Genomic DNA, 24,034 nt, shown 5'->3' on the forward strand with positions numbered 1-24,034 from the left:
CCCATGATGCAGGTGGCGGGCTCGGCGTTTCGCGATCTCCCTTCCGTCGACCAAATGCTGCGCCAGCCCCTTATCGCGGCGCTGATCGACGATCACGGCCGCCAGGCCGTGACCGGCGCGGTGCGTGATGCGCTGGCGAACGCGCGCGATGCGCTGCGGAGCGGCGCTTCCATCCACGTCGATACCATTATTGCCGATGTGCACGACCTCTTGGCGGATCGCCAGCGCGCCACCTTGCGGCCCGTGTTCAACCTTACCGGCACGGTGCTGCATACCAATCTCGGACGCGCAGTTCTGGCCGAAGAGGCCATCGCCGCCGCGCTCGCCGCCATGCGTGATCCGGTCGCCCTCGAATTCGATCTCGAGACCGGCACAAGGGGGGAGCGCGACGATCACGTGCGGGACCTGATCTGCGAGCTGACCGGCGCGGAAGACGCGACCATCGTCAACAACAACGCGGCGGCGGTGCTGCTGGTGCTGAACACGCTGGCCCTCGGCAAGGAGGCCGTGGTGTCGCGCGGAGAGCTGATCGAGATCGGCGGCGCATTCCGCATGCCCGAAATCATGGAGCGGGCCGGCGCGAAGCTGAGAGAGGTCGGTACCACCAACCGCACTCACGCGCGGGATTATACCGGCGCCCTGTCCGCCGAGACGGGCCTCGTGCTCAAGGTCCATACGTCGAACTACCGCATCGAAGGGTTTACCGCCGAGGTCTCGGCTAGGGAGCTTGCCGCCATCGTGCACGACAAGGGTATCCATCTCGTCAACGACCTCGGCTCCGGCACCCTTGTCGATCTCTCTCACTATGGCCTCGCGAAGGAGCCCACGGTGCGCGAAGCCGTAGCGGACGGCGCCGACCTCGTCACGTTCTCCGGCGACAAGCTTTTGGGCGGCCCGCAGGCCGGGTTCATCGTGGGCCGGAAGGACCTGATTGCCGCCATCAACCGCAACCCGATGAAGCGCGCGTTACGGGTGGACAAGATCAGGCTTGCCGCCTGCGAGGCGACGCTGAAACTCTATCGTGACCCTGACCGTCTCGCCGAGCGACTGCCGACGCTGCGGCTTCTGGCACGTTCTGTGGCCGAGATCGAAGCGCAGGCGCAGCGCCTTGCGCCTCCGTTGCACCGCGCCGTCGCGGGCCATGTGACCGTCGAGATCGTGTCCTGCCAAAGCCAGATTGGCTCAGGCGCACTGCCGCTTGAAACCCTTCCGAGTGCAGGTCTCGCGCTCACGCCCCCAGGTGGCGGCAAAGCGCTTGAGGCGCTAAGCCGCGCCTTCCGCGATCTGCCCAAGCCCATCATCGGGCGCGTGGAGCGCGGCGCGTTGATCTTCGATCTGCGCAGCCTTTCCGACGAGGCGGACTTCATCTGCAACCTCGCGTCCTTCTCCGGCGGAGCCGCGGCATGATCGTCGGCACCGCTGGCCATATCGATCACGGAAAAACCTCTCTCGTCAAAGCGCTGACGGGCGTCGATACGGACCGGCTGAAGGAGGAGAAGGCGCGCGGCATCACCATCGACCTCGGCTTTGCCTACTGGCCGCTGCCGAATGGCGATGTGATCGGCTTCGTCGATGTGCCGGGGCACGAGCGCTTCGTCCACACGATGCTGGCCGGCGCGGCGGGGATCGATTTCGCGCTCCTTGTCGTCGCCGCCGACGAAGCCGTGAAGCCGCAGACCCGCGAGCATCTCGCGATCATGGATCTGCTCGGCGTGAAGCATGGGCTCGTCGCTCTCACCAAAGCGGACCGCGCCGGGAAGGAGCAGCGCGAAAAGGCGGTCGCGGAAGTCGAAGCTCTTTTGGCGGGCACAAGCCTCGAAGGCGCAAACATCATCCCGGTATCAGTCGTGACGGGCGAGGGCATCGAAGAACTGAAGGCGCGCTTGCAGGAAGCCGCGGCGAGGTTTGGTCAGAGGGAAGCGCAAGGCCTTTTCCGCCTTGCCGTGGACCGCAGCTTCACCCTCGCAGGCGCAGGCACTGTCGTAACGGGAACCGTTCTCTCGGGCGTCGCTCGCGTCGGCGATCACGTTACGATTAGCCCCTCCGGTCGTGCCGCCCGCATCCGTTCAATCCATGCCCAGAACCTGCCTGCGCAACAGGGCAGGGCCGGGGAGCGCTGTGCGCTCAACCTCGCGGGGGAGGGCATCACGAAAGATGCCATCGCTCGCGGTGACATGGTACTCGATCCTGTTCTGCACGCACCGACAGATCGGATCGACGCGATCCTTCGCGTCCTGCCAAGCGAAGCGCGCCCCATCGGCCAATGGTTTCCCGCGCGCTTCCATCATGCGGCGACGGAGGTCGGCGCGCGGATCGTCCTTCTCGACGACATGCCGATCCCACCTGGCGGCGACGCGATGGTGCAACTCGTTCTCGATGCACCCATCGCGGCCGCGTCTCAGGATACGTTTGTTCTGCGCGATACGTCAGCGCAGCGCACCATCGGCGGTGGAACGCTTTTGGATTTGCGAGCCCCCGCCCGGCACCGACGGGGGCCGGAACGGCGTGCACAGCTCACCGCGCTAGCGCATGCCGACCCTGTAATAGCGATGGCCGCGCTTGCCGCAGCACCGCCGCACTATGTCGACCTGACTCGCTTTGCCCGCGACCGCGCCTTTGCGCTGACGGCGGTGCGAGCGCTTGTGCAGGATCTCGGCCTTGTTTGTCTGGAGGGCTCTTCTGTCATCGCTCTCGGCGCGACGACATGGGCATCCTTTACGAATGACATCATTGCTGCGCTTGAGACATTTCATGCCCAGAATCCGGACATGCAGGGCATGGGCTTCGAGCGGTTGCGCCTGCAATCCGATCCGCGTTTCCCAGCGGACATCTTTCGTAACGCGCTCGGCATTCTGGTCGGAGAGAGAAAGCTTGTGATCGAGGGCTCATGGGTGCGCCTGCCAGGCCATGAGGTGCGTCTGAATGAGAAAGAGGAGCGGCTGTGGGCGCAGATCAGGCCGCTTCTTGGTAAGACCGAGCGTTTTCGTCCCCCCCGCGTGCGCGACATCGCCGGCATGCTCGATCAGCCGGAAGCGGACATCCGTGCGCTCTGCAAATTGAACAGTCGCTTAGGGCGTCTCGATGAGATCGCGCACGATCATTTCTTTCTGCGCGAGACGACGGCTGAGATGGTCGGCATCGTCCAGGACCTCGCGACAATCATTCCTTCGGGCCAGTTCACGGCGGCGCAGTTCCGCGACAGAGTCGAAAACGGGCGCAAAGTCGCCATCCAGATTCTGGAGTTTTTCGACCGTCACGGAGTCACGTTGCGCCGGGGCGATCTGCGGCGCCTCAACAAGTACAGGATCGATCTGTTTCGCCCCGTGGCGGCGAACGAAGCGAGCCAGGGAGGAGAAGCGTCCCCGGTGGGGCGTCCGGACTTCAAATCCGGGTGGGGCCGCGAGCCGGTCCTAGGTGGGTTCGACTCCCACTCTCTTCCGCCAGTTTCAACTGGTACGTGACGAGGTGTTGTTTTACTGAACCTCCACTACCGACGCGCCACTCTCCACCGCCCCGATGATTTGCGCCGCCGGATACCCCTCATCGCGGATCGATTGCAGAATGTCGTTGGCCCGTTCTGGCGCGCACGAGACAAGGAGGCCGCCCGATGTCTGGGGATCGGTCAGGAGGTTCTTCTTCCACAACGCGAGGTCGTCCGGCAGGCGAATGCTGTCCGCATGGCTCGTCCAGTTGCGGTTCGACGCGCCGGTCACGAAGCCGCTCTCCGCCAACGCCCGCGCATCGTGCAGGAGCGGCAGAGCATCGAACGCAAACCGCAGCGTCAGGCCGGAACCTCGCGCCATTTCCAATCCGTGCCCAAGAATTCCGAAGCCCGTCACATCGGTGATCGCGTGCACGTCGCTGTCGCGGGCGAGCGACATGCCGACTTTGTTGAGAAGGGTCACGGACGCAATCATCTCGTCATAGGCGCCCTTCGACAAAGCATCCTTCTTGAACGCAGCCGAATAGATGCCGACCCCGAGCGCTTTCGTGAGGATCAGCGCATCGCCCGCCCGCGCGCCGCTGTTGCGCTTGATCTCATCGGGGTGGCCGGTGCCGATGACCACCAGCCCATAGACCGGCTCGGGACAATCGATAGAGTGCCCGCCAGCAACCGGAATGCCGGCTTCCCCGCAGATCGAAGCACCACCTTTAAGGATCTCGCGCACGACTTCCGGCGCGATCTTGCCCAAGGGCATTCCGAGGATCGCCAGCGCCATGATCGGGCGTCCGCCCATGGCGTACACATCCGAAATCGCGTTGGTTGCAGCGATGCGCCCGAAGTCGCACGGGTCGTCCACCATCGGCATGAAGAAATCGGTTGTCGCGATGATGCAGGTGCTTTGGTCGAGCTGCCAGACCGCCGCGTCATCCGCGGTTTCGGTGCCTACCAACAACTCGCGATAGGGGGTGACGGCGGATGGTTCGGACAGCAATTGCTGCAGCACCGAAGGCGCGAGCTTGCACCCGCAACCGCCGCCATGGGCGAGGTGAGTGAGCCGGAACCGTTCCATATCCATTCGATATCCTCCGCGCTGCCGAAACAGCTATTGCGGGACAACGGGTGGGATATAGGGCAGCGTTCGGGCGAAGAACCAGAGCAGGAACAAGACTAGAGGCAGGTGGACAATGAGCTGCAGGAAGGTGAAGCCGACCACGTCCCGGGCCCTGATGCCTAAAACGCCCAGCAGCGGCAGCATCCAGAACGGATTGATGAGATTGGGCAGGGCCTCCGCTGCGTTATAAACCTGCACCGCCCAGCCCAGGTGCACCTTCAACTCGTTGGCCGCCTGCATGACATACGGGGCCTCGAGTAGCCATTTGCCGCCACCCGAGGGAATGAAGAACCCGAGCACCGCTGAGTAGATCCCCATGGCGAGTGGGAAGGTGCCGTGGGTGTTGAAGCTCACGAAAAGATTCGCGATCTGGTCGGAGACCGTCACGCCACTGGCGTTCTTAGCCGTCGTGAGAATGGTGGCGATTGCGCCGTAGAAAGGAAATTGGATCAGCACGCCTGCGGTCGCCGGCACAGCGTTAGCCACGGCCTTCAGGAATTGCTTGGGCCGCCAGTGCAGGAGTAGGCCCAGCATCAGGAAGAGGAAGTTATAGGTGTTCAGGTTCGAGATCGCGATGATCGCACTCTGGCGCGCAAACTCCTGAATGAGCCAGCCAATCGCCAAGGCAGCCAGCAGGACGGTCAGCAGCGGCCAATGTTCCAGCCATTCGCCCGGTTGCTCTGGAGCGGGCAGGGGCTCTTCCTTCACCGTCACATCGACGCCCATCTCCTCGGCCGTGACAGCGCTCTTGTCGGAGGGGGCGGACATGAGCGCGATGATGATGGAGACGACGATGAGCATGAGTGCGACGACCATCGACTGCCAGAGAAAGATCGTCTCAGTGAAGGGAATGACGCCGGTGATGGGCAGCAGCGCCTTCGGCAGACTGCCGGCATTGGCCTGCAACTGCGCGGCGGACGAACTCAACCCCAAGGCCCAGGTCGCGCCGAGCCCGAGATAGGCTGCCGCTCCCGCCGCGCGATAATCCATGCGGATATCGCTTCGCTCGGCCAAAGCGCGAACTAAGAGCCCGCCGAAGATGAGGCTCAGACCCCAGTTGAAGAGAGAGGCGATCATGCTCACGCCGGCGACGAAGCCCACCGCACCGCGACCGGTTGCCGGAATCCTTGCAAGGCGACGGATGAGCCGCTGCGCCGGCGGCGAACTCGCGACGACGTAGCCGCCGACAGCAACGAAGACCATCTGCATAGTGAAGGTGATCAGGCTCCAGAAACCATCACCGAAGGCCTTCGTGACTGCCTGAACAGGAGCGCCATTGAGAAAAGCAGCCCCGGCGACAACCACGACAGCAATCGCGACGAAGACGAAGGCGTCGGGAAACCAGCGTTCGGCCCAAGCTGTGAACCGGATCGCGAGACGGGCAAGGGCGCCCTCAGAGGCGGATGATCCGCCACCATCGTTGTCGTGAGAGCCTGGTCCGACCTTGTCCGCTTTCATGGCCTTCGCCCCTGAAACGAGTTTCAGCCTGATCCGAATTTTTGCATACGACCGCGTGAGCCGATGGGAATCTCCGATCAGCGCGTGGAACATCATACACCACACGACGAGCCGGAGACATGAAATCAACATGAGCGGCGAAAGTAGCGGTCCTTCTCAGCCCGATGCTGCGACTGAGCTTGCGCGGAGAAGGGGCTCTCCGAAATGACGCGGGTCAAGCTTGCCGTCGCCGGGAAGAGCGGGATCAAGCAGGCCTGAAGGGCGTGGTAGATGTCCGGCTTGCCCTGGAACAGTGCCTCGGCGGGGCGAAGATCGTCCGACAGCTCGGCGTGCCAGCCGCCATTGTCATGGTCGATCAGGCGGTGCGCAGCGAAGCCCCACAAGTGGCGGTACCACGCCTCATGGAAGTCGCTTGGGCTATGCTTGCACAGGAAGGACGCCGCACCAATCGCTTCGGCGCACGGCCACCAGAGCTTGTGGCGCTGTACGGGCCGGTTGTCCCAATCGAGCGTGTAGAAGAACCCGCCCTTGTCCGCGTCCCATCCCAGAGCGACCGATTGCGCGAAGAGCGACTGCGCCGCCTCGGGCATCCAGCCGTGCGTCATCCCGCCGAGCGACCACAATTGCAGCAGCAGCCGCGCCCATTCGAGCCAATGCCCCGGCGTGGTGCCATAGGGCCGGAACATGTCGTGGCCGCGATAGTCCTTGTCGAGCGACCAATCCGCGTGGAAATGTTCCGCCACGCGATAATCCAGCCCGGCGGCGTGACGGCCGATGATGAGCGCAGCGATGCGCTCGGCCTTGTCGAGATAGGCCTTGTCGCCGGTCGCCTCGAACGCGGCCATCAGCGCTTCCGTCAGGTGCATGTTGGAATTCTGGCCGCGATACTGGCTGATCGGCGACCAATCCTGCGCGAATTCTTCCGTGACGGCGCCGGGACCGTCCTCCCAGAAGCGGCGCTCAAGAATGTCGCTCACATCTTCAAGGAGACGGTCCGCCAGCGGATGACCGACGATCTTGGCGCTGGAGGCTGCCAGCAGCACAAAGGCGTGGCCATAAGCTTGCTTAGTGTCGTCACGCGGCCCGTCATTGTCCAACGACCAGACATAACCGCCGTGCTTCGCATCCCGATGGTGGTTCCAGAGATACTCCATCCCGTGGTCGACCATCACGTCGCCGCCCGGGCGACCCAACAGGATGCCGATGGCGAAGCAATGCACCATGCGGGTTGTGGAGTGAATCTGCCGAACGGGATTGTCAGGAGAAAGGGCGCGTCCGGCGCGGTCGAGATCGAAAAAGCCTCCCGCCGGATTGATGCTTCGAAATTGGAAAAAGTCGAACAGGCTCCCGGCCTGGTCTTCAAGCCAGCGACGGTGCATGGGCCGATGACGCCAGGGCGAACCGAGTGCGCAAAGGTTGGGGTTCGCGTAGTGCATCGTTGACATTCCAAAGCTTAGCGTGACGCCCGCATGCAGACCTGCGGCGATCCGGTGACCATGAAATCGACCACCTCGTTCCATACCGGCGGATTGGCCCCGCGCCGCGTGCAGACGATGGCCGCCGCAGCCGCTGCAAAGTCGAGGGCCGCCGTGACTTGATCCGGCTTCAATTGCTCGATGCCATTAGGCGAAAGCATCCCATTTGCATCGAGCCACGCGAGAAATGCGGCATGGAAGGTATCTCCCGCTCCAACCGTATCGACCACGTTCACCTGCGGGGCAGGGCGCTCGATGATGGTGTTTCCGAACACGGCCATCGGACCATCAGCCCCCCGCGTCACGATGACAATCTTGGCGCCGCGAGCGAGCCAGTCTCGTGCAACGGAGACGGGATCGTGGGAGGTATAGAGCAGCTCGATATCCTCGTCGCTGGCCTTGACGATCGAAGCATAGGAGAGCAGCCGCTCGAAGCGATCCCGGAAAGCCGCTACATCGCCAACGACGCGCGGCCGTACATTGGGATCGAGCGAAATCACCCGCGACCCGGCCTCCCGCCGCAGTAAGGTCTCGATGGCGGTGGCGATAGGTTCAACGCCGAGCGCGTATGACCCCGCGGAGATTGCTGACACCTCCTCGGGCAAATGCGGGGGGAGGGCATCTGCTGTCAGGGCGCGGTCCGCGCAGTTCTCCGCGTAGAACGAGTATTGCGGCTCGCCGGTCGCGCTCGTTGCGACGACGCTCAGTGTCGTGCGGTTCGAGCAGCGCCGCACATAGCTGGGACACACCCCAGCCTCTACAAGCTTGCTCGCAAGAAGGCTCCCAAAAGTGTCGTTTGACAGCGTCGAAAGAAAGCCGGTAGCGCGACCAAGGCGACTCAGTCCGAGGGCGACGTTGAAGGGCGAGCCGCCCGCAACGACCTCTGAAGGAAGGCCTGCGGGCGATGCTGCCCCTACAAACAAATCAATCAGGGCTTCGCCACAGACAAGGATCATGGAACGCCTCGCGAAGACAGGGCGAGAGAGCCCCAGACCCGTCAGACAGCCTCGGCTCGAGCTGAATCTGCCTCGTCGAACAGGTCGATGCCCTCCGCATCGATGCGGAATTGCTATCACGGAATTACGGCCTGCCAAAACGTTCCGGCAAGAAGGCGCTCCAGTATCTGCCGAACGGCGCGCCGATCTCAACAACCTGACCTATGCCCAGCCGATCGAGTGGGGCAAGGTCATGCGTCAGGCGATGAGGTCGCCAAAGACCGGCCTCCCTCGGTCATGACAAAATTCGCATAAGATATATTATGGAACTAAAACATACGAGAATCTTGCCGGGAATCGGCTCTTTGCCCATCCAGGATTGATGTCGGCATTTTAGAATGGTGCCCGGCTCCAAGCCCTCAGACCAAGACCGCAGACTAAGAAAGCGCTTCAAAAATTTTGTCTATAATTCTATAAAATATGGCTTATTGCGAATTCATGCTCCCAGGGACTCATGATAAGGCGTAAAAACCATCTGACGGGATCTCCATCTGCATCCCGTCGAACGCAGGCTCGACGTTCGGCGGCAGCTCGCCCTGGAGTTTCTCGTAATCCAAGTCCGTATGCAGGTTGGTCAGGATGGCCCGCTTCGGCTTGACACGGTCGATGAGATCAAGCGCCTCGGCCACCGAAAAATGCGTTGGATGCGGCAGATAGCGCAGCGCGTCCAAGATCAGGATATCAAGCCCTTCCAACGCAGACATGCTGGCATCCGGCACGTTACTCACGTCGGGAGCGTAGGCCAGATTGCCGATCCGAAACCCGAAGGCATCGATGTCGCCGTGCGCCAATCGGAACGGTACGGCCTGGATAGGACCGCCTGGCCCCAGGATGACCGTTTCCACGCTGTGGTTCAGCCTGTGCGCTTCGAGGATGGGCGGATATCCACTTCCGGCCGGCGTTTCGAAACAATAGCCGAAGCGCATCATCAGAAGCTCGCTCGTCACGCGGTCGGCATAAACCGGGATCTTCCGGCGCATGGCAATCACCAATGGACGAAGGTCGTCGATGCCGTGGGTATGGTCAGCGTGCTCATGCGTAAACAGGACCGCATCAAGCCTCGTCACTGCGGCGTCGAGGAGCTGCTCTCGCAGGTCCGGGGACGTGTCGATCAAGACGCCCGTCGTGGCGTGCCCGCTCGTCCGCTCCAGCAACACCGAGCAGCGGCGGCGGCGGTTTTTCGGATTATCGGGGTTGCAAGCGCCCCACCCTACGCCGACGCGTGGCACGCCGCCGGAGGAGCCGCAGCCGAGGATCGTCAGCCTCAAGGTCATGGCACAATCGCTATCCCGTCCACCTGCGCCGCCTTCGAAAACAGGCGGTAAAAATTATCGGTCGTCATCTTCGCGATTTCAGCCTCGCTTACACCGGCAACTTCCGCAAGGGTCCGGGCCGTATGCGCGGCATAGGCCGGCTCATTGGTCTTCCCGCGATGCGGCACGGGCGCGAGATAGGGCGCATCCGTTTCCACCAGCAGGCGTTCTCGCGGCACCAAGGCGGCGATCCTACGGATCTCTTCCGAGTTTCTAAACGTCAGGATGCCGGAAAAGGACACATAGAGCCCGAGTTCGACGCCGACCTCGGCCAGCCTCTGGCCCGACGAAAAACAATGGAGAACCGCGCCGAACCGCCCTCGCCTCATCTCGTCGGAGAGGATGTCGATCATATCCTCGTCGGCATTCCGAGCGTGGACGACGAGAGGCAGACCGCTTTCTCTCGCGGCCTCGATATGAGTGCGAAAGACGCGCTGCTGCACGTCTCGGGGGCTCTTGTCGTAGTGGTAATCGAGTCCGGCTTCGCCAATGGCGATGCAGCGTGGATGCCCGGACAGGGCAACGATCCGATCCGCCGGCACATCCGGCTCCTCCGCCGCATTGTGCGGATGGGTCCCAACCGTGAAGAAGACCGATTCATGCGCCTCGGCAATGGCGCGATAGGCATCGAAACGGGCGACGTGCGTCGAGATCGTGACCATGCGCTCGACGCCTGCCGCTTCCGCGGCGGCCAAGACTTCGGCGAGACGGCTTTGGAAATCTGGAAAATCCAAGTGGCAATGACTGTCGACCAACATAGCGAAAAGCGCCCTCCTCTCTCGAGGCCTCCGGAACCTGGCTGATCAGAGAGGCAGGCCGAGTCTTCGAGAGAACATTCAAGTTTTCAATAAGTTAAGAGCCGATCTAGGCTGATCGGCTCGAACTGCGCATTTCCATAAAGCCGAAGGGCGGCCTTCGTCCACTGTTCTCAGCGAAGACGGGTCAGTGAGACGATTGCTGGACATCGTTTTGACGGTTGGAGAAGAGGCGCCGAGCCTGTTCCCGATGCCGGAGGATCGGGGCCTCCTGGTACTCGTAGGGATAGGCTATGGGCAGCGTCAGGCAGACGCTTTGGGCTGGCAACACATCGCACCAGTCCTTAATCAGTTGTTTGTAGGCGTCGCCCACGGGGCGAATATTGCGCTGCAGATCATAGAGCCCGACGGGGCACACTGAATTGTTTTCTTCGCGCAGGGCGGAATCCCAATCCATTTGATCCGTCAGGGAATACCAGGTGAAGCCGACGACCGGCACGCCTGTGTTGCGGATCCGAAGCACGTTCGCCCATTGCTTCCAAAGCCAGTTGACCGCCTCATCGCCGCAGGCACCCTGTGCGAGGTTGGTCTCAGTGTGCATGACCGGCAATCGATAGCGATCGTAATATTGGCGCGTGATCTCATCATAGCCGAAGACATCGCCCGCTGCCGTGGTCGTGCCGCTGGGCTTCACCCGATGCTCGTTGGTGATGTAATAGTCGTTGCCCATGATGCAGTGATGGCGCAAAGACGAACGCTCGAGGAAGAAATGATATTCTTCCCGCGTCATCCCGTTGTCCATCACATACTCATACATCTCGGAATCCACGCGCCGACCGTAATTGAGATCGAGAGATAGAAAACGTCGCGCATTCATGATTTCGGCGGGCTTGATGGCTGCCGGATTCTCTGCGTGGAAATACTCCGATGACTCGCTCTGGATGAAGATGGCATCCGGTCGGCAGGCCAGAATTCGTTCCATTGCCAGCACGTTGGCCTTGGCGATGTGTTTCAGCGCGGTAACGAACGCCCGGTCTGTTGTCAACTGCTCGTTCCACCAGCCGTAATAGGCTGAAAATATTGCGCAGACGAACATCTCATTGATTGGCGTGTAGAGCTGCACCCAAGGATAGCGGTGCGCAAAGGCCTCGGCATAGGAGGCGAAAAGCTCAGGAAAATCGGGGTTTTGAAAGTTCTCGATCCAGTCCGGGACGCCGAAATGGCAAAGGTCGACGATGGGGATAATCCCGCACCTCTCCAACTCGGCAAGGGTCGTATCGGCGAAGGCCCAGTCATAGCGGCGGGGGCCGATTAAGGTCGAATAGAGCGGAGGGCCGTAGCGCAGAACCTGGACTCCGAGTTCGCACACCCGCTCGAAATCGGTTCGCCAATATTTGTAATGGCCGCACTTTTCCATCTCGTCGATGCGTGTGCGGCCATTATTGATCGTCGGGATGCTGTTCTCGATCCCGGTTGCGAACATGAAGGTGGTGAACATCGCTGCTTCCGCTGAGGGCCCTTGAGAAGGCCGATCAAAGCGGAAGCGTTCAGGATGCCTCCGCTTCCATATAACGCGGGAATATCGGCGCAGGTTGCGGCAGGGCCGTTCCAGCGACGAGGCGGCGGGACGGGCCAACGGCCGCTAGCACGCGATCCTCCGGCGCAACGGAGAGCAGATCGAGAAGCTTCGCCGCAGCGGTCGGTACGAACGGCTGGGCCAGAATGCCGACCGCGCGAAGAACTTCCGCCGTGACATAGAGAACCGCGGCCATTCGAGCCGGATCCTGCTTGCGTAGAACCCAGGGCTCCTGGGAGGCAAAATAGCGGTTCGCCTCGGCAACCACCGCCCAAATTTCGCTCAGCGCCGTGTGTAGGGCATAGTCGTCGAGAGCCCCCCTCGCCTTTCCAGGCAGCGCATCGGCGAGCCAGAGCATATCCTGATCGGCCTGCGTGAAGTCTCCGGGCTGCGGAACAGCAGCGTCGCAATTCTTCGCGATCATCGACAAGGAGCGCTGCGCGAGATTGCCGAGATCGTTCGCCAGATCCGCGTTGATCCGGTTCACGATAGCCTCGTGCGAATAGTTCCCGTCCTGGCCGAAGGGCACTTCGCGCATGAAGAAATAGCGAAGTTGGTCGACGCCGTAGGTCTCGGCAAGATCGAACGGATCGATCACATTGCCGACCGATTTGGACATCTTCTCCCCGCGGTTGAACAGGAAGCCGTGTCCGAAAACCCGCTTGGGCAGCGGAAGTCCGGCGGACATCAGAAAGGCGGGCCAATAGACCGTGTGGAACCGTACGATGTCCTTGCCGATGATATGAACATCGGCCGGCCAGTAGTGCCAGCGTGGGTTCTTCTCATCGGGGAACCCGCAGCCCGTCAGATAGTTGTTGAGGGCGTCGACCCACACATACATCACGTGCTTCGGAGCGCCCGGAACAGGCAGGCCCCAGTTGAAGGTCGTGCGGCTGATCGAGAGATCTTGCAACCCGGAGCGGACGAAGCTGACGATCTCGTTGCGGCGCGTGTCTGGACTGACGAAATCCGGGTTTGCCTTGTAGTGCTCCAACAGGCGATCCTGATAGGCGGACAGCCGGAAGAAATAGCTTTCTTCCTCGATCCATTCGACAGGCGTGCCGGTGGGCGCGCGCCAACTGCCATCAGGCAACTTCGTCATCTCGCTTTCATCATAGTAGGCCTCGTCGCGGACGGAGTACCAGCCGGCATACTTCGAGAGATAGATGTCTCCCTTCGCCTCCATACGGCGCCAGAGTTCTTGGGTCGAAGGCAGGTGGTCAGCATCGGTCGTGCGGATGAACCTGTCGTAAGAGCAGTTCAGCCGATCCGCCATGGCGCGGAACTTCCCCGCCATCTCGTCGACGAAAGCCTTGGGAGTCGTGCCATTCCGATCCGCAGTCTGCTGGATCTTCAGGCCGTGCTCATCGGTTCCGGTCATGAAGAACACATCGTAGCCATCGATGCGCTTGAAGCGCGCAATCGCGTCGGAGGCCACGATCTCGTAAGCATGTCCGATATGGGGAGCCCCATTCGGATACGAGATGGCCGTGGTGATATAAAATTTCTGCTTATCGGCCATACTAAAACCTTGCTGGCCCAACCGTTTTCGGGTCGACAGGCGCTTATGCCGTTTGCCGAACCGCCTCGGAAAGGTCGTCGAACAGCGTCAGGATGAAAGGACGGCGGTCGAGATTGAACACGTCGACCTCGCGCGCCGAACGGGCGATCTTGTCACACACCTCCACCAAAGGCGCAAGGCGTGACGCGCCAAGGCTGGCGCGCTGATGAAGCCGCCCCGTGACCCAGCGCTCCATCGTTTCGAGGGCGAGATCGAAGGTTTCATCGGCATCTCGTTTGGCAAGGGCCTCTGCGAGCGCGAGGATTTGCTTGGTATCCACTCGCGGTAACCCGTCGAGAAGTCTGGTCACGTGCTCGATGAAGGCGACTTTCTCTTCGTCGAGCAATTCGAGGCAGCGGCGGACCGAGCCTTCGCCGTAACGCAAGGCCTGCCCGACAACCTCGTCCGGAATCTCGGTCCAAGGCGCGCCCAGCGAAGCGATGACGGACCGGATGTCCGGGTCCGCGAGCGGTCGCAACAACAGACGTCGGCAGCGCGAACGAATGGTCGGCAGGACGCGCTGCGGCGCATGGCTGATAATGAGAAATAACGAGCGCGGCGGCGGCTCCTCGATGACCTTGAGGAGCGCGTTGGCGCTCGAGATCGTCAGATCCTCGGCGCTATCGACGATGCAGATCCGGTAGCCGCCATCCGCTGCCGTTGAACCGAACATGTTCAGCGCCTTGCGCACCGCATCGACCGGGATCGTTGTCGACGGCCCCTTCTTGTCCGTCGCCGGCGCCCGCCGAAGAACGGCGAGATTGGGGTGGGACAATGCCGCGACCTGTCGGGCGACCGACGCAGAAGGCGCAACATTCAAATCACTGATGCCGGTGTCGCGGCCTTTCTGCGGGTCCAGGACTGCCCGGGCCACGCGATAGGCAAGAGAGGCCTTGCCGATGCCCTGAGGCCCGCCGATGAGCCAGGCATGGTGAAGACGCCCGCTGCGCAGGCCCTCGATGAACGCCGCTTCGCCCTCGGCGTGACCGAAGAAGGCGAACTGCTCCCGTGGATGCAGGATGCCTTCCATCTGATCCGGCTCGTTCATCTCAGCATCGTCACGCGACATCGACCGGCCTCTTCGCACCTGCTGCTAGAGCCGGGAGTCGCTGCCGAACGGCCGCCCAGATGGTAGCCTCGACTTCGTCGGGCGAGCGATTAGCGTCAATCACGGCGCAGCGCTCAGGGTCTACTCCGGCAATGGCGAGATAAGCTTCCCGAAGGGTTTGATGGAACGCGTGAGCTTCGTTCTCGAAGCGATCGACACCCTCCCCTTTGCTGAGACGCCTGGATCCGGCACGAGAAAGGCCGACCTCGGCGGGAAGATCGAGGATTAATGTCAAATCCGGTTTCACACCGCGCAAAGTGACCCTTTCTAGCCCTCCGATCAATAGGTTATCGAGGTTTCCTGAAGCGCCCTGGTAGGCTCGCGTCGAGTCAGCGAACCGGTCGCAGAGCACGTGAACGCCCCTTTGAAGGGACGGTTCTACGGTCTTATCGATATGATCAATGCGAGCGGCCGCGAACAAGACCGCCTCGGCGAACGGCCCGAGATGCTTGGCGCGCCCTTCAAGAATAAAAGCACGAAGCTCCTCGGCATAGGGTGAACCGCCCGGCTCGCGTGTGACCAGAACGGGCTGTCCCAATTGCTCGAACCGCCTGCGAAGCCGGTCAATTTGGGTCGACTTTCCTGCGCCTTCCCCGCCCTCGAAGGTGATGAAGTATCCGGCCATCAAAGCTTTTTAGAAATCATGTTGTTAACGCTCGACATGGCGCGCCGAACCCATCCTGTGCCGAATTCCAGCAAGCCGTCCATGGCACGCTGAGGCAGATTACCTTCTTTGATGTCGGCGTTGGCGTAGAGGGGCATTTCGAGAGCCTGCATATCACCACGGTTGACCCGGAGCCGGGCGACCTCGGCCCCCTTTTGGATGGGCGCCTTGAGCGGGCCGGTATAAACGATGCGAGCGGAGATCCGTTCTCCATCGCCACGACGAACAAGTACACGAACGGGCTTCCTGGAGACAAGCGGCAAGGAACGCTGGTCCCCGCCAAAGACCTGCGCCTCGCCGATTACCTGCCCTTCGGCAAACAGTTGGCGCGGCTCGAAGGCGCGAAAGCCCCAATCCAACAGCTTCCGGGCCTCAAGGGCGCGATCCTTGGCGGTTTTCATGCCGTTGACCACGACAATGAGCCTCTGGCCGTTCTGGATGGCCGATCCGACCAGGCCGTAGCCCGATTCTTCGAGGTTGCCGGTTTTCAGCCCGTCGGCGCCAATATCCATCGCGAGCAGCGGATTGCGGTTCTGTTGGCGGATTTTGTTCCAGGTAAACTCTCGCTCCCCGAACATTTTGTAGAGGTCGGGATAGGTGTCGATGACATAGAGGGCGAGCTTGGCAAGGTCACGAACCGTCACCTTTTGGTGAGGGTCGCTATACCCCGTCGCGTTACGAAAGGTGGACTTTGTAAGACCGATCTGCGCCGCGTGTTGGTTCATGATTTGAGCGAAATTCTCCTCCGTGCCCGAAACTCCCTCGGCGATTGCAATGGCCGCATCGTTACCCGACTGAACGACGAGGCCTCGCAGCAGATCCTCGAGGCGAATGCTCGTGTTCACCTTGGCGAACATCGAGGATCCCCCCGACCCGGCCCCTCCCCTGCGCCATGCGTGTTCCGAGATCGGGAACTCCGAATTCAAGGTCAGACGCCCGCTCTTCAATTCACTGAACACCACCTCCGCCGTCATGAGCTTCGCCATGCTTGCGGGCGCCATCAGCTCGTCGGCATTTTTCTCGAAGAGAACCGTCTGCGTATCCGCATCGATCAGGATGGCGGTCGGCGCGATCGTCTGGAAATTTTGTGCGAATGCCAGCTGGGGCAGCGCGAGCAGCCAAAGGGTACAGGAAAGAAGGCCGATAGCCGCGATCTTTCGGGCGTTCGCTCCTACGCGCATCACGACACCCACAGACTTCCCTAGGAAAGGTGAAATCTGTGTCGGCGGGGTCCCAATTCAACGCTTCGCAATTGCCAGCGCGCGCTGGTATGGCCCCATGTACCCAGCCGAGATCAATAAAGGTGCCTCGGTCAGCTCTCGCCGACCGACGGACTTATCGGAGAACGAACCGCGACTGGTCTAGCGTATTGAAGCCGTTGCCCTTCTGGAAACCGGCCTTCGATTCCTCAGGCGCCGAATAATACAACCCAGCCAGAACCGGGCGTGACGGCGGAAGGAAGACTGGACCGACCGAGCTGATCTTCGCAACCGGCGTCGCTGCACTTGGGATCGTTCCGAGATCGAAGGGCCGTTCCGGCGGGAGAGGAACCTTGCTTGCGAAGGACATAGAAACCGGGGCTGCCGGGGCAACAGCCTGCGCCGCGCTCGCCACGGCGACCGGGGCATCCTCAGCCTCTTCGCTTGGCTCGAAGGTCCGCAACGCAATCGCATCGCGCGGCGCGTTCGGCCGCGGGGATGCCTGGGCAATCATCGTCGGCGAAGCGCCGCCCAGGGCTGCCGGCTGGCCATCCGTCCGAAGGCTCGCAAGCAGAATGCGGTCGTCACTGCCGTTGGTTGATGCACGTCCGACATATTCGACCCGGACTCGGGCCGTGCCCTGCCCCTTGAAGCCGAGAGCGGTCGCCGCGCGCTCGGACACGTCGATAATACGGTTGCCGTGGAACGGGCCTCGGTCATTGACCCGGACGATCATGGAGTGACCGTTCTGCAGGTTCGTGACGCGAGCATAGCTCGGCAGAGGCATCGTCGTATGCGCCGCGGCAATCGAGGCCCGATCAAAGATCTCCCCGTTTGCCGTCATGCGGCCATGGAAATTCGAGCCGTACCAGGAAGCCAAACCTTCGCCCGCGTAACGATTGTTCTCGCTTGGCTGATAGGTCCGGCCCGCAACCGTGTAAGCCTTTCCGACCAACTCGCGGCCGCCACCTTTCGGAACGGGCTGACCGTCGGCAATCACTTTCGGGCTCGGCGCCACCCCATATTTGGGGTCGATGCCGCTGCGATTGGAGCAGTTCGCCGCCATCAAAGCGATGGCGGTCACGCCTGCAATGCGGAGGACGGCCTGATGATTAAGGAGCGAGAAGCGCCCGCTCAATCCGGTCTTCGACTCAGCGCGATCACAATGCATTTCGGTCTGCATCCCCTTATTTCGCACGGCCTGTAGCGCTCAATCCTCTTGAGGTAGCCACAAAGGTGCTATTTCGGCCGGTACAAGGGAGGTTAAATAGCCGCGCTTGTCAATGGCAAAGCTGCCTTGAATGGTATTTCGTACGATTGATCGATATTTTCATATATAACAAATACTTACCGGCCCCCTATCGGCTCGCAGGAGCGAGTTTGCGGTGCATAAGCCGCCGGGCCCGGGCGGAATCCGCGGCTTATCTCGCTTCGGACATCGCGCTTTCGATTTGTGCACGATATATGCGTGTTCGAGTTGACGGGATCGGGCTCGCCGCCTTAGACAGCCGAGTGATCGCGGGGCAGGTCCGTTCGCCTTGTCGCTAGATCGGAGGGGTGGCCGAGTGGTTTAAGGCAGCGGTCTTGAAAACCGCCGTGGGTGCAAGCCCACCGTGGGTTCGAATCCCACCCCCTCCGCCAGTTTTCTAATAAGTGCCTCAAGGCACAGCTTAAATCAGCGCTAGCAGTCAGCCGTTTCGTGTCCATTGGTACAGCAACCTGGGACAAAGAGGCTGATCTTGGCGAACTACCGTGTGCCCCATCTCGTACGTCGAGGGCACGTCTTCTGGTTTCGAATGGCTCTACCCCGCTTGCTAGTCCAACGATTTGGGCGTCGTGAGCTTAAGCTAAGCCTCAAGACGACTCACCCGGATATTGCTAGGCTTAGAACTCGCGCCCTTAGTGCGGCCTCAGTGCAATTGATTGCAATCGTCCAAGCCATGTCCAACCTATCCCCCAGCAACGTTCAAGAGATCGCTAGGTGGTATCTCCAAGAGCAGCTCGCTAGGACTGAGGAGCTTGCGCTTAGCGGCTCCCTCACCAAGCAGGGTGTTGGCACGGCAACCCTGTCAGGCACCAACACCTACGCCGGCGGCACCGTCACCAACAACGCCGCCCTGGTGCTCGATCAGGCGACCAATGGCACGATGGCCAACGCCATCTCCGGCACCGGCTCCCTAACCAAGAAGGGCTCGGGCGCGCTCAGCCTGACCGGCTCCAGCAGCCTGTCAGGTTCGACGATTGTCGAGGCCGGTCGTCTGGCGGTGATCGGCGGCTCTCTCGGGGGTACCGGCGTGCTCGGCGGGATCGTGGCCCAGAGCGGCGGCGCGGTGGCGCCAGGCAACTCCATCGGCACGCTGAACGTCGCTGGCAATGTCAGCTTCGGCGCGGGCTCGGTCTACCAGGTGGAGGTGAATGCGACGGGACAGTCGGACCGCATCGCCGCCACCGGCACGGCTACTCTGACGGGCGGTACCGTTCAGGTGCTGGCCGAAACCGGCACGTATCGGCCTTCCACCACCTACACCATCCTGACCGCCGCTGGCGGGGTGAGCGGCACCTTGACCGGCGTCAGCTCCAATTTCGCCTTCCTGACGCCGTCTCTCGGCTATGATCCGACGGCGGTCAGCCTAACCCTCAGCCGCACCTCAGCCCTCACGCCTAGCGTGGTCGTGCCGAGATCATTGTCCCGAGCCAGCCCGGTCAGGGCCGCGGCCCCGCCATTCTCCCGAAAACCATCTGTGTGCAGCCGCAGCACGGAGGCGCCCACGAATGGCTCGATGAAGGCTCCCGTCCCCTCGAAGCGGTAACCCAATTCGCCGAAGGCCTGGGCGGCCCAGCCGTCATAGGAGGCATTGACAGCATCTTGGAAGCCGGGGAAGCGGACTATGCGGCTGACATTGATGTTGTGGGAGGCATAAGACGTCCCCAACCGGAGGCCGATCGCGCCCCATTGGCCCGCACCGTACAGCGCCCCGAACACGCTCTCGTTCGTGCCCGAGGACAGTCGGCCATCGATGTTGAAGGTCGTACGGGTGAAGCCGCCGGCCAAGCCGAGGCGGAAGGTGGAAACAAGCTGGGCGTCAGCGCCGAGAATGAAGCCGCCGGTGGACGCGTCGATGCGGGCCGTATTGGCATTGCCGTCGACCTTGCCCCAGGCGCCGAAGCCCTCACCCCACAGGGCGAAGCGGCGCTGGTCGAGCGACGGCATGACGACGACCGACTGCGGCGTGCTGCCTCCGGCGCGGTCTGCCGCATAGGCGACAGTGTAGGAACCTTGCACAAAGACCGGCAAACCGGAGGCGGCGCTCAACGGTTGGCGCAGCCGGGTGAAGATCGCCTCGCGTACGAGACCGCTCCCTGCGTAGGCCATGCTCGCAGAAGAGGCATGCGCCTCCCCGGAGAGCGCGTCGAAGGCCTGCCGGGCGCCGGCCACGCTCTGGCCCATCACCGCATTGAACAGGCGGTGACCTGCACCCAGCGCGTCGACACCGTCAGCGGTGGCGTACTGGTTCCGCGTCGTGGCTACCGAGTGGAACGCAACGGGAGTGGGCTCACTAGGGTCGGTGGGATCTGTAGGGTCGCTCGGATCCGTAGGGCCTGTGGGATCGGTTGGCTCGGTCTTGCGGGTGAGCGAGGACGTGCCCCTGACGGTGAAAGGCCTGATCGGCTGGCGCCGTGCCTTTGGCGATGTCGCGCCGCAGGCGCTGCTGGCCTTTACCGGTGGAGCTTCGGCATTCACGGTGACTGGCACTCCGATCGATCGCGCCGCCCTTGTGGCGGAAGCGGGGCTCGACTGGCGGGCGTCGGAGGCGATCAGCTTGGGCGTGGCGTACGCGGGGCAGATCGGATCACAAGCGCAAAACCATACCGTCATGGGTAACTTCGTTTGGCGATTTGGCACGCGGTAGGGTGATGCGGGGCCTCGCGTGGAGGCTCGGGTCGGCAGAACCGAGGGCCAGCTCCGGGCCAAACTCTGTCCATAGGCACGGGCACGCATAGTTGCGGGTCGATTATCCGGTCGCGAAGCTCGTCTGCGAGCTCAATGACGTTGCCTTGCCTCATGCGCAGCAAACTGCGGCCGACCGTCCCGCCTTCGAGGAGTACCAGCCAGGGCAAAACGAATGCCTCTGGGAATTCATGGCTCTGCTCAACCATCCGCTGGGCGAGCCGTTTGATGCTCGCCGCATCGACGTTTACGAGCCTCTCTCGCATACGTTCTATCTGCGGTCGGGATTTGAGACTGAGCCAAAAGTGATCGTCACCGGCGAGAAGTTCGGAGCGGCCAAGCCCTCCATGCCCAAGAGGGCGTGCGCGTTCCCCGGCATCACCGGCACATCGATCAGCACCGACTTGCAGCCGAGCCGGTCTGCCAACTCCTGCACACCGGAAAGCACCGTCGCGTTCACTTCCTCACCGGGCAACCGGCTGACGATGAGGTCTGTGACGCGCAGGCACGCGGTCGCGCGGCGGTCCCGGTCGACGGCATAGGCGAACAAGGCGTGCAAGACGCCCCGTCGGTCGCGCGCGGCCATCAACCCGCCCTGCCCGGGCTTGCGGCGGGCGAGGCGGCGGGCGAAAGTCACCCAGTCCTGCAATGTCACGGCGGGATCGAACATCTGGACCAGCGGATAGGCCAAATGAGCCTCTTTCGGTGACAGGGGCGCGACGTGAAACAGATCCTGCATGCCGGGACGGTTGTGAAAAAGAAGCAGCACCATTTCACAGGCCCAGCCCTGCGACATTGATGCAGGTCAAGCCTGCGCTCCGGTTGAACCTTGTCCGATAAATTGTGCTAATAGGAATCGGAACAGGAGAGAGGCCAAACCGTGGATCGAATAGAACCGGCACTTCAATGGAACGACTCACCCGCGGCCTGCCTGCACGGCCTCGGTGTGAGCGCCTGTGCCGATTGCCGGGTCCGCCAGATCAGCGTTTGCGCGGCTTTGGACCCGCACGAGCTGACCGAAATCGACTCCCTGAGCCACCCTACCGCCTTCCCCGCCAAAAGCACGCTGTTCACGCAGGAGGATCCCGCCAGCGCCGTGTTCAACATCACCGAGGGCATGGTGCGGCTCTACAAGCTCCTGCCAGACGGGCGCCGCCAGATCGTGGGGTTCGCGCTTGCCGGGGATTTTCTTGGGCTTGCCCTTCTCGACCGTTACGGTGTCTCGGCGGATGCGATCACCGACACAAAAGTCTGCCGGTTTTCCCGCAGCGCCTTCACGGCCTTTCTCGACAAGAAGCCCCACCTCCTGCGCCGCCTGCATGAATTCGCCAGCCACGAGCTCAGCCTTGCGCAGGATCAGATGGTCCTGCTTGGCCGCCGCACGGCGGATGAGCGGATCGCTGCGTTCCTGATGAGCCTGAAGGAGCGTTTCGCCCGAATCGGTCACACCTCGATCACCCTGCCTCTCCCTATGAGCCGCCAGGACATTGCCGATTTCCTCGGGCTGACCATCGAAACCGTGAGCCGGACCTTCTCGAAACTCGCCAAAAGCGGCGTGATCGTTGTGGTACCGGACGGCGTGCGCCTCACAAACCTCGCGCAAATCAAGGCGTTAGCAACGCGATAGCGCCAGGCGACCCTCGCCCGAAGCGGGACCGTTTTGACCTGAATCAATGCTGCGTTCGTATTCTCCCGTTAGAGCCTCGCCCAAAGGGTGAAGCTTCGTGCCTCGCTCTTGGAAGAAAGTTCGAGGCCCATGACGCACGCGGCAACATCCCCTAAAAGCATGACCTTCGGCGAGGCGGGCTCCGCCCTCGCCTTCGCGGCACTGGCACTTCTGTGCATCATCATCGCAGCGAAGGCTTATACGCCGGAATACGCATTCCACGCATACCTGTTCGCCGCGGCCAGCGGCTGGGCGGCGTTCAAGATCGTGGATCGCTTCTACGACCGTCCGGCGCAGTTGCCGCCGCGCGAGATCAACGGCAAGCCCAACTACAATATGGGGCCGGTGAAATTTGCCACCATCGCTGGCGTGTTCTGGGGCGTGGCGGGCTTCACGATCGGCCTCCTCATCGCATCGCAGCTCGCCTTTCCCGCGTTGAACTTCGACACGGCGTGGCTCTCTTTCGGGCGCATGCGGCCGCTCCACACCTCGGCGGTCATCTTCGCCTTCGGCGGCAACGTCCTGATAGCCACCTCGCTCTATGTGGTGCAGCGCACCTCCCGGGCCCGTCTCGTGGGCGACATCGCGCCGTGGTTCGTGGTGCTGGGCTACAACTTCTTCATCGTCATCGCCGGCACGGGCTATCTGCTCGGCATCACGCAGGGCAAGGAATATGCCGAGCCCGAGTGGTATGCGGATCTCTGGCTCACCGTCGTGTGGGTCGCGTATCTTTTGGTTTTCCTCGGCACCGTCATGCGCCGCAAGGAGCCGCATATCTACGTGGCGAACTGGTTCTACCTCGCCTTCATCCTGACCATTGCCGTTCTGCATCTCGGCAACAACGCCGCGATCCCGGTCTCAATCTTCTCGCCCAAGAGCTACATCGTCTGGGCAGGCGTTCAGGATGCCATGGTGCAGTGGTGGTATGGGCATAACGCGGTCGGCTTCTTCCTCACCGCCGGCTTCCTCGCCATCATGTACTACTTCATCCCGAAGCGGGCCGAGCGTCCGGTCTATTCCTACCGGCTGTCGATCATCCACTTCTGGGCGCTGATCTTCCTCTACATCTGGGCCGGCCCGCATCACCTGCATTACACCGCCCTGCCCGACTGGGCGCAGACGCTCGGCATGACCTTCTCGATCATGCTGTGGATGCCCTCCTGGGGCGGCATGATCAACGGCCTCATGACGCTCTCGGGCGCATGGGACAAGTTGCGGACCGATCCGGTTCTGCGCCTGATGGTGGTGTCGGTCGCCTTCTACGGCATGGCCACCTTCGAGGGCCCGCTCATGTCGGTGAAGGCGGTGAACACGCTCTCGCACTATACGGACTGGACCATCGGGCACGTGCATTCCGGTGCACTGGGCTGGGTGGCCTATGTGTCCTTCGGCGCGATCTACTGCCTTGTTCCATGGCTATGGAACAAAGAACGCCTGTACTCCTTGAAGGCTGTCAGCTGGCATTTCTGGATCTCGACGCTCGGCATCGTTCTCTACATCTCGTCGATGTGGGTCGCGGGCATTCTCCAGGGCCTCATGTGGCGTGCCTACACGAGCCTCGGCTTCCTCGAATATTCGTTCATCGAAACGGTCGAGGCCATGCACCCCTTCTACGTCATCCGTGCGCTCGGCGGCGTGCTCTTCGTCGGTGGCAGCCTGATCATGGCCTGGAACGTCTGGAAGACGATCACCTCCGCGAAGGACATCGCCGTCGCCGAGGAACGGCCTCTCCTCGTGGCCGCTGAGTAAAGGAACCGAT

Annotated in this window: 18 protein-coding genes, 2 tRNA genes and 2 pseudogenes; 8 read left to right on the forward strand and 14 right to left on the reverse strand. The window is 61.9% G+C overall.

The features are described 5' to 3' along the window. Positions 1 to 6 precede the first annotated feature (6 nt). The 3 genes and pseudogenes from selA (at position 7) to HB375_RS12825 (ending at position 3,443) form a co-directional block, all read left to right on the forward strand. Positions 7 to 1,407, forward strand: a complete 1,401-nt coding sequence (selA, locus tag HB375_RS12815) for an L-seryl-tRNA(Sec) selenium transferase (protein WP_167673732.1) — start codon at positions 7 to 9, stop codon at positions 1,405 to 1,407. Then, a pseudogene (selB, locus tag HB375_RS12820) lies at positions 1,404 to 3,236 on the forward strand (selenocysteine-specific translation elongation factor); the annotation flags it as partial. The gene selA and the pseudogene selB, both read left to right, overlap by 4 nt. A gap of 111 nt (positions 3,237 to 3,347) precedes the next feature. Continuing rightward, positions 3,348 to 3,443 (forward strand) — tRNA-Sec (locus tag HB375_RS12825). Between the two features lie 30 nt (positions 3,444 to 3,473). Here HB375_RS12825 and selD read toward each other — a convergent pair. The 12 genes from selD to HB375_RS12885 form a co-directional block, all read right to left on the reverse strand. Beyond that, on the reverse strand, positions 3,474 to 4,520 hold the full coding sequence (gene selD, locus HB375_RS12830; RefSeq protein ID WP_167673399.1) for a selenide, water dikinase SelD: 1,047 nt from the start codon (positions 4,518 to 4,520) through the stop codon (positions 3,474 to 3,476). A 27-nt stretch (positions 4,521 to 4,547) separates the two neighbouring features. Continuing rightward, positions 4,548 to 6,014: a short-chain fatty acid transporter gene (locus HB375_RS12835; protein WP_167673400.1), complete on the reverse strand. Its 1,467-nt coding sequence runs from the start codon at positions 6,012 to 6,014 to the stop codon at positions 4,548 to 4,550. 125 nt (positions 6,015 to 6,139) lie between these two features. Next, positions 6,140 to 7,450, reverse strand: a complete 1,311-nt coding sequence (locus tag HB375_RS12840; RefSeq protein WP_167673401.1) for an AGE family epimerase/isomerase — start codon at positions 7,448 to 7,450, stop codon at positions 6,140 to 6,142. 17 nt (positions 7,451 to 7,467) lie between these two features. Beyond that, positions 7,468 to 8,445: a carbohydrate kinase family protein gene (locus tag HB375_RS12845; protein ID WP_167673402.1), complete on the reverse strand. Its 978-nt coding sequence runs from the start codon at positions 8,443 to 8,445 to the stop codon at positions 7,468 to 7,470. 491 nt (positions 8,446 to 8,936) lie between these two features. Next, on the reverse strand, positions 8,937 to 9,758 hold the full coding sequence (locus HB375_RS12850; protein ID WP_167673403.1) for an MBL fold metallo-hydrolase: 822 nt from the start codon (positions 9,756 to 9,758) through the stop codon (positions 8,937 to 8,939). Continuing rightward, positions 9,755 to 10,555: a TatD family hydrolase gene (locus tag HB375_RS12855; RefSeq protein ID WP_167673404.1), complete on the reverse strand. Its 801-nt coding sequence runs from the start codon at positions 10,553 to 10,555 to the stop codon at positions 9,755 to 9,757. The genes HB375_RS12850 and HB375_RS12855 overlap by 4 nt, the downstream gene beginning before the upstream one ends. Before the next feature lie 184 nt (positions 10,556 to 10,739). After that, the gene (locus tag HB375_RS12860) at positions 10,740 to 12,050 is read right to left on the reverse strand and encodes a family 1 glycosylhydrolase (RefSeq protein ID WP_167673405.1); all 1,311 of its coding nucleotides are present in this window, start codon (positions 12,048 to 12,050) and stop codon (positions 10,740 to 10,742) included. Between the two features lie 49 nt (positions 12,051 to 12,099). Then, on the reverse strand, positions 12,100 to 13,650 hold the full coding sequence (metG, locus tag HB375_RS12865; RefSeq protein WP_167673406.1) for a methionine--tRNA ligase: 1,551 nt from the start codon (positions 13,648 to 13,650) through the stop codon (positions 12,100 to 12,102). 43 nt (positions 13,651 to 13,693) lie between these two features. After that, positions 13,694 to 14,758, reverse strand: coding sequence for a DNA polymerase III subunit delta' (locus tag HB375_RS12870; protein ID WP_167673407.1), 1,065 nt, complete (start codon positions 14,756 to 14,758; stop codon positions 13,694 to 13,696). Then, a complete protein-coding gene (gene tmk / locus HB375_RS12875; RefSeq protein ID WP_167673408.1) occupies positions 14,748 to 15,422 on the reverse strand; it encodes a dTMP kinase in 675 nt (224 codons plus the stop codon). Before tmk ends, HB375_RS12870 begins: the two co-directional genes overlap by 11 nt. Then, positions 15,422 to 16,642 (reverse strand): D-alanyl-D-alanine carboxypeptidase family protein, encoded by a 1,221-nt coding sequence (locus HB375_RS12880; protein WP_167673733.1) that lies wholly within the window; start codon positions 16,640 to 16,642, stop codon positions 15,422 to 15,424. Before HB375_RS12880 ends, tmk begins: the two co-directional genes overlap by 1 nt. Positions 16,643 to 16,796: 154 nt before the next feature. Next, on the reverse strand, positions 16,797 to 17,843 hold the full coding sequence (locus tag HB375_RS12885) for a septal ring lytic transglycosylase RlpA family protein (RefSeq protein ID WP_246728487.1): 1,047 nt from the start codon (positions 17,841 to 17,843) through the stop codon (positions 16,797 to 16,799). A gap of 368 nt (positions 17,844 to 18,211) precedes the next feature. Here HB375_RS12885 and HB375_RS12890 point away from each other — a divergent pair. Both HB375_RS12890 and HB375_RS12895 read left to right on the forward strand, forming a co-directional pair. Further along, positions 18,212 to 18,301, forward strand: a tRNA-Ser gene (locus HB375_RS12890). Between the two features lie 113 nt (positions 18,302 to 18,414). Next, positions 18,415 to 19,470 carry a DUF6538 domain-containing protein gene (locus HB375_RS12895; protein ID WP_425515181.1) on the forward strand — a complete coding sequence of 352 codons (1,056 nt, stop codon included), beginning with the start codon at positions 18,415 to 18,417 and terminating at the stop codon, positions 19,468 to 19,470. Here HB375_RS12895 and HB375_RS18255 read toward each other — a convergent pair. Then, positions 19,353 to 20,414, reverse strand: a pseudogene (locus HB375_RS18255) (autotransporter outer membrane beta-barrel domain-containing protein); the annotation flags it as partial. The gene HB375_RS12895 and the pseudogene HB375_RS18255 sit on opposite strands and share 118 nt — an antisense overlap. Here HB375_RS18255 and HB375_RS12900 point away from each other — a divergent pair. Next, the gene (locus HB375_RS12900; protein WP_343232414.1) at positions 20,314 to 20,571 is read left to right on the forward strand and encodes an autotransporter domain-containing protein; all 258 of its coding nucleotides are present in this window, start codon (positions 20,314 to 20,316) and stop codon (positions 20,569 to 20,571) included. The pseudogene HB375_RS18255 and the gene HB375_RS12900 sit on opposite strands and share 101 nt — an antisense overlap. A 309-nt stretch (positions 20,572 to 20,880) precedes the next feature. Here HB375_RS12900 and HB375_RS12905 read toward each other — a convergent pair whose 3' ends face one another. Next, positions 20,881 to 21,381, reverse strand: coding sequence for a hypothetical protein (locus HB375_RS12905; protein ID WP_167673410.1), 501 nt, complete (start codon positions 21,379 to 21,381; stop codon positions 20,881 to 20,883). 108 nt (positions 21,382 to 21,489) lie between these two features. On the opposite strand from HB375_RS12905, the gene HB375_RS12910 reads away from it, so the two are divergent. Beyond that, positions 21,490 to 22,236: a Crp/Fnr family transcriptional regulator gene (locus HB375_RS12910; RefSeq protein ID WP_343232415.1), complete on the forward strand. Its 747-nt coding sequence runs from the start codon at positions 21,490 to 21,492 to the stop codon at positions 22,234 to 22,236. Between the two features lie 129 nt (positions 22,237 to 22,365). Continuing rightward, a complete protein-coding gene (ccoN, locus tag HB375_RS12915; protein ID WP_167673411.1) occupies positions 22,366 to 24,024 on the forward strand; it encodes a cytochrome-c oxidase, cbb3-type subunit I in 1,659 nt (552 codons plus the stop codon). Positions 24,025 to 24,034 lie beyond the last annotated feature (10 nt).

Origin of the sequence: Microvirga terricola (genome assembly GCF_011777495.1) — a bacterium.
Taxonomy (GTDB): domain Bacteria; phylum Pseudomonadota; class Alphaproteobacteria; order Rhizobiales; family Beijerinckiaceae; genus Microvirga; species Microvirga terricola.

What these genes read in the sequence shown, in the direction of transcription:
- selA (WP_167673732.1), top strand. Translation starts at nt 7, where the DNA reads ATGCAGGTGGCGGGCTCGGCGTTTCGCGATCTCCCTTCCGTCGACCAA.
- selD (WP_167673399.1), bottom strand. Translation starts at nt 4,520, where the DNA reads ATGGATATGGAACGGTTCCGGCTCACTCACCTCGCCCATGGCGGCGGT.
- HB375_RS12835 (WP_167673400.1), bottom strand. Translation starts at nt 6,014, where the DNA reads ATGAAAGCGGACAAGGTCGGACCAGGCTCTCACGACAACGATGGTGGC.
- HB375_RS12840 (WP_167673401.1), bottom strand. Translation starts at nt 7,450, where the DNA reads ATGCACTACGCGAACCCCAACCTTTGCGCACTCGGTTCGCCCTGGCGT.
- HB375_RS12845 (WP_167673402.1), bottom strand. Translation starts at nt 8,445, where the DNA reads ATGATCCTTGTCTGTGGCGAAGCCCTGATTGATTTGTTTGTAGGGGCA.
- HB375_RS12850 (WP_167673403.1), bottom strand. Translation starts at nt 9,758, where the DNA reads ATGACCTTGAGGCTGACGATCCTCGGCTGCGGCTCCTCCGGCGGCGTG.
- HB375_RS12855 (WP_167673404.1), bottom strand. Translation starts at nt 10,555, where the DNA reads ATGTTGGTCGACAGTCATTGCCACTTGGATTTTCCAGATTTCCAAAGC.
- HB375_RS12860 (WP_167673405.1), bottom strand. Translation starts at nt 12,050, where the DNA reads ATGTTCACCACCTTCATGTTCGCAACCGGGATCGAGAACAGCATCCCG.
- metG (WP_167673406.1), bottom strand. Translation starts at nt 13,650, where the DNA reads ATGGCCGATAAGCAGAAATTTTATATCACCACGGCCATCTCGTATCCG.
- HB375_RS12870 (WP_167673407.1), bottom strand. Translation starts at nt 14,758, where the DNA reads ATGTCGCGTGACGATGCTGAGATGAACGAGCCGGATCAGATGGAAGGC.
- tmk (WP_167673408.1), bottom strand. Translation starts at nt 15,422, where the DNA reads ATGGCCGGATACTTCATCACCTTCGAGGGCGGGGAAGGCGCAGGAAAG.
- HB375_RS12880 (WP_167673733.1), bottom strand. Translation starts at nt 16,642, where the DNA reads ATGCGCGTAGGAGCGAACGCCCGAAAGATCGCGGCTATCGGCCTTCTT.
- HB375_RS12885 (WP_246728487.1), bottom strand. Translation starts at nt 17,843, where the DNA reads ATGCAGACCGAAATGCATTGTGATCGCGCTGAGTCGAAGACCGGATTG.
- HB375_RS12905 (WP_167673410.1), bottom strand. Translation starts at nt 21,381, where the DNA reads ATGGTGCTGCTTCTTTTTCACAACCGTCCCGGCATGCAGGATCTGTTT.
- ccoN (WP_167673411.1), top strand. Translation starts at nt 22,366, where the DNA reads ATGACGCACGCGGCAACATCCCCTAAAAGCATGACCTTCGGCGAGGCG.